Origin of the sequence: Desulfonatronospira sp. (assembly GCA_003563255.1) — a bacterium.
Taxonomy (GTDB): Bacteria; Desulfobacterota; Desulfovibrionia; order Desulfovibrionales; family Desulfonatronovibrionaceae; genus Desulfonatronospira.
Window position 1 is genome coordinate 1 of sequence record PWSL01000274.1, and the last position, 8,294, is coordinate 8,294.

The window sequence follows — 8,294 nt, forward strand, 5'->3', positions numbered from 1 at the left end:
GGACAGGCACTCCGGGACCCACTTGAGCATCAATTTGTGCTCAAAATGACTCATTTTCTGGGACAAGTGGGTCCCGGAAGAGCCAGTCCCCCTGCCACATCCAAAGCGCTAAACAGATACACATAAAGTATCGCTGTAGTGCTAGATAATCAGTAGATTAAAATAACCTTTCAGAAATAGCAATCCTCGAAATACAGGTAACCGTTCAGGAGGTTCTCAATGGTGCGGCCGGCATCTGCCCCCGGGCCGGTATCTGCCCCCCTGAATGATTACAAAAACCAGTTTCTGAAGCCGGCCAGAAAGATCAGCATTGCCTGAGGCCCTACTCTGAGTCTTGAGATCGGCTGATATGCCCTGCAGCAGGATTGTAGAGACTTTCCAGCATGGAATATTTGTGCCTGCCGTCCTGTACCGGCGGATACTTATTGGCCTGGTACTCGATTTCCTCCAGGTACTGCCGCCAGTAAGCCAGGTAAAAGGACAAAGCCTTTGCAAAGTTTCTGCCCACCAGTCCATCCACCATCAGTCTGCTGATTCTTTTCTGCCTGAAAAGAACATGCTGTGAGAGAAGAAAGACCTTGCGCTCTTCCCTGGTCATCTGCCTCAAAAGAAGTTTCAGTACACCCTTGGCCCGGGGCTGATACATCCAGAAGTACATCAGATCCAATGCATTCACTATGATTATATTGACCATGTCCCTTTTTTCATACTCAATGGTCAGCATGAGCTCCCGGGTGGACTCCAAGAGGTCCAGTACGTCATCCATGGGAAAAAGCATTTCCAGCTGGGCGTAGGTGTCGAAAAGATGCTGCATTTTGCGCCGGTAATCCATGATCCTGCGCCGGATATACAGGGCCCTGTCCGCGAATCCCTCGATGATGCCGGCCACAGTGTCCGAGGCCAGCTTGGATATTATGGCTGCCCACTGCTGCAGGATGCGGTCCACGGCTGCTACACCCATAAAAGCCAGTATCCCTCCGGCTGCCCAGTTGAAGCCCAGAGCCAGGGGGATGGCCAGCAGACTCCGGAAGAAATTGCCGATGACCGCGGCCCGGGGCAGACCCCGGAAATAGTTGTGGGTGGAAAGATACATGCCGTTTACCAGGGATATGGTGGTATATACTATTACCGGGTGAGTGGCCACAGTGGCCCCGAATCCCTGGTCAAGTATGAGAGTCTTGAGTAAATAATCCAGCAGGGGAACAGAAAACCCTGTATACATGAGGGAATCCGCAAAGCGGTCCCAGCTGACAAAAGTGCTCCACTTGGCCAGAGAAGGTCTGTTGATCCCCCCGCACCCAAGAACAGACTGGATTACGTTTCGCACCCCGGTGATGCCGAACCAGATGACGGCCCCGAAATACATAAGTATCCACCACTCGTGGGTGATAAGAAAAGTAAGGAATGCGGGGATAAACCCAATGCCTATCTTGGAGGCGATCTTTATTCGGGTGTTGAGATACTTCAGCGAGGAAAGGCCCTTGCTGCTGCCGGTACCGTTGCTTTGGTCTGCGAAATTATCGTCTTCGGTTGACTGTACTCCCCCCAGGCTGAAGATATTGCTTTTTTCCGGAGACAGGCTGTAATAGTCCTGGATCACCCATTCCCTGACTCTCTTGTATTCAAGCCTGTTGATAAGAGGCAACTTTTTCAGAAGCCTGGAAATGCCGATTGTCAGTAAATTGTAGCGGTTTTTAGGAAGGTAGGTATCCTGAGTAAGGGACTTTATACCCACTTCCATTCTCTGATGCGTCTGGTTGTGCCGGCTCATGAGCTGTCTGCGGGCGCTTTTAGGCAGTGATTCGGCAAGAACCAGGCCCATGCCATACACCCTTCCGGACCGTCCGGTGGAATCAGATCCGATGCATCCATACAAGGGACGTTCTTTATAAAATAATTGCAGTGCTGAAATGTCGCAGAGGATTTCCACCAGCTTGTCCCGCCTGGATGCGTCCAGGGTCTGCTTATTTTCAGCTTCCTGCACAAGTTCGCTTAAGTATTTTTTGAGCTTGATGACGTTTCCCGCATTGATGGCGTTCTGCAGGTTGATTATTCTCTCCTTGTCATGCTCTCTTCCCAGCACCTGGTTCTTGAGATTCAAAATTTCCAGATGGGTGATCATACCCTTGCAGTCGAAAAGTATCTCAATGACATCCTCTACCCTGAGGTCGCAGAGGTTGAGGGTGATATTTGAGTTGGCGTGCAGGCCCTTGAGCTTTTCAGCCAGTTCCGCCGGGGTCAGGGTCAAGATTTCCGGTGGATTCTCGCTTTCGAATATATCCGGGACATCCGGGTTCTGGGAACCGCGCAGATAATTTTCAATTATATCGTACAGGTCTGGTTGCTGAACCGGCCCTGTATCTTCCACAGAAGGGCCGCTGTCTTCCAGGGAACCGCCATATGGACGTGATTTTATAAGGTGCTGTCCAATAAGTTCATGGATATATTTACCCAGGTGGTGCACAGAGACCTGGCCCTGGCCAACGGAGTTCAGAAAGTCCTTTTCGTTTAATTGAGGCAGGTCTATGCCCAGTTGCCTGTTGACTTCCGGCAGGTGGTTGCGGTTGAAGGAGTGCAGAAGCCCCAGTACGTATGCTTTGTTGAGATTGGAGACTTCACGCCCCTGGTCCATGAACTCCTTGATGCGCGGAGTGCGCAGAAACTCGATAAATCCCCTGGAGTCGCTAAATCCTCTGGGAACCCAGACTATGCGGACGGGCTTGCCCCTCAACTTCACAGTGAACTCAATGCCGACCGTGACCTTGATGTCCATGATGGAAGCTGCTTCCAGGAGTTCTTCAGCCGCCTCAGTGGGCACATGGTTGTAATGAATCACCGTGAGCCTGCGAATGCCCTTGATCCATGCGTCCATTACCAGGTGAGTAGGGGATTTTCTTCCGGTAGTGTTGACATCGTGCACATGCTCGTCAAAAGCCACCTGGTTCCATTCTTCCGGCATCTCCAGGAGGTGATACTTTTTGAGTTCCGCCCGGACCTGCCTGGGCTTGCCCAGGGAAACCATGGCAAAATCCCTGGCCAGTTCAAGCTGACGTCTACAGTCGCCGTAGCTGCGCACCAGGTTTTTCATGATTTCCACCAGGACCCTGGCTGTGTTTATCCGCATGGGGCCATGAGAAGTATACAGTACTTCGTCGCGCAGAGAGACCAGGGCGCTGATTCTGTCCTGACGTTCTCCCCCTTCCAGAGATCCAAGAAGCTGGATTACAGAATAGGCGATGCGCTGTGCCCTGGGAGCGGCCATTTCCTTGATGCCGTGGGGGTGCAGGTGCGGGGCCAGCAACCTTTTATGTTCATGGTGGGCCTTTCGGGTGTAGACCTCGTTCACCATACGCAAGAGGTCATGGTCGCTTTTGTCGAAAAAAAGCCTGGAGACATTTTCCTGGTCCGGACAGTTCATGGAGGACCTTGTCTCAGAGTTCTTGTCTATATTATTCTGGATATCCATATTGTAACGCGGGTTGTGCCCGCCACCCAAATAACACTACATCGACACTTTATTTGAACTCGAAGGGGACTGGCTCACCCCGTACTTATTTTTAAAATGCCGTTAAACATCTTTCAGAATAATAAGTGCGGAGGTGCCTGTCCCCGGTGGCCGAGGAATAATTAACACAAAGTGAACTCGAAGGGGACTGGCTCACCCCGTACTTATTTTTAAAATGCCGTCAAACATCCTTCAGAAAAATAAGTGCGGGGGTGCCTGTCCCCGGTGGCCAAGGAATAATTAACACAAAGTGTCGCTGTAGTGATAAGAAAAGATTTCTTTTGTCCACCCCAAAGGTTGATAGTTTATTCACAACCATAATCTGCTCATTTGTCAAGCCTCAATGGCTGTACCGGTCTGAAACCTGAGCCTGATATCAAAAAACTATCTGTTCAGCGCTTTTATAGAAAGCAGGGGACAGGCACCCCCGCACTTATTTTTATAATGGCGTCACACATCCTTCAGAAAAATAAGTGCGGGGAGAGCCAGTCCCCGTGCCACATGCAAAGCGCTGAACAGATACAAAAAAAAAGGCCCTCCCGAGGGAGGACCTTTAATATCAGGTTGTGCTTTAACCTTAAGTATGCGCTTAAAAAACCGACTCTTCGCCTGGTTCACCATAGGGATCTTCCGCCCCGGGCTGTTCATAACCCTCCGGCGGTTCCCCATACTCAGGAGGAGTCTGTTCTTCAAAGCCTTCAGGGATTCCGGGTTCTTCCATATACTCATTTTCAGGCTCGCAACCCATGGAAAAACCCAGCACCAGTAATGCAGTCAATGAAAATAAAATGCCTTTAAGCCACATCAGCTCAAAACCTCCTGCAATTAATGCATCCCTTCAAGTCTTTCCAGAAGTTTATTTCTCAGCTCTTCATCCACCTGCGCTGCTTCCATGACCTGGTTGTAAGTCTGAACGTCCAGGCCTTGAGCTTCAACTGCCTCTACCATCTCCTCGCCGGCCTGCTGCTGCAGCTCCTGGGCCCTTTCGGGGTCGGAAACTTCGCCCAGCTCCTGCTGAAACCTTTCGCGCACCTGGGTCACAGCTTCGTAGGCATCTGCCACCTTGTCCAGCTCGGCATCGCTGACATCAACATCAGGGGCCTGCTGCTGCATCATGTCCTGCTGGTATTGCTGCTGCTGACCTTCCTGCTGGTATTGCTGCTGTGCCTGAACCTTGAATCCGAAAGCAATAACCAGTAAAAACGCTACAGCCAGACTGAAAACAATAGAACTCTTTGTGCTAAACATTTAACCCTCCAAATAGATAGATTAGATAAAATGGTTGTTAAGCTGCATTTGTTATCACTACAGCGAAACTTATAATATTTTTATAACCTGTCTCAATTGGGGACAGGCACCCCAGCACCTATTTTTCTGAAGGATGTTTGAAGGCATTTTAAAAATAAGTGCGGGGGTGCCTATCCCCGGAGGTCAATTAATAAGTTTCGCTGTAGTGTTATGCAGTAGAAAAATACCTGGCAGGATATCAGCAAATGGTGTACCAGTTTTTCACTGAACTGGCTGGCATGGCTTCAGTCAATGGATGAGAGGCTTTTTCGGCAGATCAGGGCTTGATGATATGTGTCAGGCATGCAGGGAGCTTGTGTGCATATATGGCACATGAGACGATTTTGCAGAAAAATACTGGCGTTATCCGTTCACCTCTTCTCCCAGTCTGCGGTAAAGAGTACGCCGCCCGATGCCCAGGATGGAAGCAGCCCTGCGCTTGTTGCCGCCGACTTTGTCCAGTACGTGCTGTATATAACGCTGCTCCACTTCGCAGAGGGGAGGCAGGCTTTTATCCTGAAACATGGCCTGGGATATTTGCCCGGAAATGTTCTCCTGTGCAACCTTGCGGGTGTCCCTGATACGGGCGGGCAGGTGCCTGGGAAGTATTTCGCTGCCGTCACAAAAGGTTACGGCTCTTTCAACAGCATTTTGAAGTTCTCTTACATTGCCGGGGAAATGATAGTTTTCCAGCACCTGAAGGGCCTGTTCTGAAAACCCCTGAATCTTTTTTCCGGTCTGGACGCAGAACCGGCGCAACAGACGTTCTGCCAGGAGTTCCAGGTCGCTTTCGCGCTCCCTTAACGGGGGGACCCTCAGGGTAAAAGTCTCCAGGCGGTAAAAAAGATCCTCTCTGAAATGGCCTTCCCGGACCTCTTCTTCAAGATCCCTGTGGGTTGCGGCCAGGATACGTACATCCACCTGCTCCTCAACGTTCCCGCCCACCGGGCGGACTTTGCCGTCCTGCAGAAGGCGCAGGAGCTTGGCCTGCATGAAAAGAGGCATTTCAGAGATTTCGTCAAGGAGCAGAGTGCCTTTATGTGCCTCTGCAAAAAGACCCTGTCTTGTTTTACTGGCACCGGTAAAAGCCCCGGCCTTGTGGCCGAAAAATTCGCTTTCCAGGAGATGTTCAGGTATTCCAGCGCAGTTGACTGCCAGAAAAGGCTGCTTGGCGCGCTTGCTTTCAGCGTGAATGGCCCTGGCAACCAGTTCTTTACCTGTGCCTGATTCCCCCAGGACAAGCACCGGTCCGTCAGCATCAGCCACCCTGGATATCTGATCGAATAGAAAGCGCATGCTTCGGCTCTGCCCATACATGTCATGAAAGCTGTCAGTGTTGAGTAGGCTTTTAATCTGCATGACTTCCAGGCGAAGGGCTCGATTTCGAAGCACTCTTTCCAGAGTAAGCATAAAATGATCCAGGTCCAGGGGCTTGGTCAGAAAGTCTTCAGCCCCGGCCTTGAGAGTCTCAACCGCCTTGGAGATGGTTCCAAATGCAGTAATAATGAGAAAATCAGGTTGATTGTCAGGAAAAGAGTCCCGGACTACCTGCAAAAACTGCAGGCCATCCATCCCAGGCAACCTGAGATCGCTGACAACAAGGTCCGGGTTCCAGGAGTTCAGCATATTCAGGGCTTCTTCCGCGCTGGAGCACCACAGGGCTTCCATTCCGTTGTCCTGGACTTCTTCGGTGAGCAGTTGACCCAAACCTTTATCGTCTTCCACAATTAGAACTTTGCTGTCCTTTATCTCTACCTGGATATTCATGCAATCCTCTGCTTTCTTCTGGTTATTTTCATCGGCGAGGCAGGTTAATAGCAAAGCGGGCGCCCCCCATATCGCTTTTGCCGACTTCAATGCTTCCGTTGTGCTCTTCGACGATTCCGTGCACTACTGCCAGTCCCAGTCCAGTGCCTACGCCTACATTTTTGGTGGTAAAGAAGGGTTCAAACAGCTTGGATTCTATCTCACTGGAAATCCCTGGACCATTGTCGTCCACCTGAAACCAGGCCCAGTCACCGGATACTCCCCAGCTTAGACGTACACCGGCGTTTGTTCGGGATTGAACGGCATTTTTCAAAAGGTTGACCAGGGCCTGCTCAATCCTGGTTGGTTCGACCTGTATGCTGGTATCTGTTTGCGGCTCTTCAATATAGAATTTACACCCTGTATCTCTGGCTTCTTCTCTGGCTGAAGCCAATGCGGAGTGGGCCAGTTGCTTCATGGTGACGTCCCTTTTCTGTTGCTCGTTGCGTCGACTGAAGTCCAGGAGCTGTCTGATGATATTTTCCATACGGACAACTTCCTGGCGTATTTCCCGCATGGTGTATGTAAGTTCATGGGGCAGCTGTTTGTTCCTCTGAGCCCTTTGGGCTTTTCCGCTGATGACGCTCAGAGGGGTTCCAAGTTCGTGAGCCACCCCTGCAGCCAATTGTCCCAGGGCGGCCAGTTTTTCTGCCTGTCTGAGCCTTGTCTGCAGTTCTTCCTGGAATTGCCGGCGCTGCTGGATCTCGTTTTCGGCTTTTTCAATACTGTCCAGCATAAAATTGAAGCGTTCACCAATAGTGACAATCTCCATGGGACCCTGAGGCTTGAAGCGGTGCCTTCTTTCTCCTTCAGCCACTCTGGACATGCTGTGGGTCAGTCGGGTAAAGTATTTTCCAAGGGCTTTGTAATGACCGTACAGAACCAGTCCGCTCATTAATATCATGGCTACAGCAAGCCCCATGACTCCTTTTGTTCTGATGGATTTGATATCTTCCTGGAGATCGCTTTCACGCCGGGTGAGCTGCAGTAGACCGTTGATGCGCCCCCCGGAATCCGTCAGGGGTACAAAATAAGAGTAAACCTCACGTCCGGCTACACGACCGTATTCCCCCCGCCTTTCCCCCTCCGCAGCCAGTTCGGTCAGCTTGTCCTTTTCAGGTTCTGGATCGGTTCTCCCGGCAGAGGCTATCTCCTGGCCGTCCTTGTCATAAACATTCGCGCTGTAAACCCTTCCAATGGCAAAGGCTGACTCCAGCGCCTGGAGCATGCTGCCCTCCCGGTCACGCTCCAGGGCATGACTGAGAGGCAGCTGGATGGAACGGGCCACCAGTGCCAGATCGTTTTGCATTTGTTGTTCCACCTGTTTTTCCAGGGCATTAAGGATGAGAGACCCTGTCACTGCCAGAATCAGGGCCAGAGGGATGACCACATACACCACGAGTGCAAGCCTCAGGCTGAAGAGCCTGGAAATGGATTTCATTTTTTTTCGCATGACTTCACCATCTTTAATCAATAATTGCGCATGTGTCAAATATACACACCGCGTTCAACAAACACTGCAGCAAAATTTTTAACGTGGACTTTGCCCGCAAACTTCTAAGCAACTAGAATCGTATTAACAATAAAATCAGGTACTTACAAATTTGAGGGTATTTGCTCTTGTTCCCAGGCTCCAGCCTGGGAACGTTTAGTTCTTGCGGCTCCAGCCGCTTCTTCAAAATGTGGCTGGAGCCAC

The 8,294-nt window shown here is 50.8% G+C and carries 5 protein-coding genes; all 5 read right to left on the reverse strand.

Translation table 11 applies throughout. The features are described 5' to 3' along the window. Positions 1-322: 322 nt before the first annotated feature. The 5 genes from QZP87_RS07920 to QZP87_RS07940 all read right to left on the reverse strand — a co-directional run bounded on the left by QZP87_RS07920 (position 323) and on the right by QZP87_RS07940 (position 8,051). The gene (locus QZP87_RS07920; RefSeq protein ID WP_291322380.1) at positions 323-3,466 is read right to left on the reverse strand and encodes a hypothetical protein; all 3,144 of its coding nucleotides are present in this window, start codon (positions 3,464-3,466) and stop codon (positions 323-325) included. Between the two features lie 628 nt (positions 3,467-4,094). Then, positions 4,095-4,310 carry a hypothetical protein gene (locus QZP87_RS07925; protein ID WP_291322381.1) on the reverse strand — a complete coding sequence of 72 codons (216 nt, stop codon included), beginning with the start codon at positions 4,308-4,310 and terminating at the stop codon, positions 4,095-4,097. Positions 4,311-4,330: 20 nt separating this feature from the next. Further along, positions 4,331-4,753: a DUF4168 domain-containing protein gene (locus QZP87_RS07930; protein WP_291322382.1), complete on the reverse strand. Its 423-nt coding sequence runs from the start codon at positions 4,751-4,753 to the stop codon at positions 4,331-4,333. 402 nt (positions 4,754-5,155) lie between these two features. Further along, on the reverse strand, positions 5,156-6,559 hold the full coding sequence (locus QZP87_RS07935; protein WP_291322383.1) for a sigma-54 dependent transcriptional regulator: 1,404 nt from the start codon (positions 6,557-6,559) through the stop codon (positions 5,156-5,158). A gap of 28 nt (positions 6,560-6,587) precedes the next feature. After that, positions 6,588-8,051, reverse strand: coding sequence for an ATP-binding protein (locus tag QZP87_RS07940; RefSeq protein WP_291322384.1), 1,464 nt, complete (start codon positions 8,049-8,051; stop codon positions 6,588-6,590). Positions 8,052-8,294 lie beyond the last annotated feature (243 nt).

Bases quoted from the DNA above. Each gene is read 5' to 3' on its own strand.
- QZP87_RS07920 (WP_291322380.1), bottom strand. From the start codon at position 3,466: ATGGATATCCAGAATAATATAGACAAGAACTCTGAGACAAGGTCCTCC.
- QZP87_RS07925 (WP_291322381.1), bottom strand. From the start codon at position 4,310: ATGTGGCTTAAAGGCATTTTATTTTCATTGACTGCATTACTGGTGCTG.
- QZP87_RS07930 (WP_291322382.1), bottom strand. From the start codon at position 4,753: ATGTTTAGCACAAAGAGTTCTATTGTTTTCAGTCTGGCTGTAGCGTTT.
- QZP87_RS07935 (WP_291322383.1), bottom strand. From the start codon at position 6,559: ATGAATATCCAGGTAGAGATAAAGGACAGCAAAGTTCTAATTGTGGAA.
- QZP87_RS07940 (WP_291322384.1), bottom strand. From the start codon at position 8,051: ATGCGAAAAAAAATGAAATCCATTTCCAGGCTCTTCAGCCTGAGGCTT.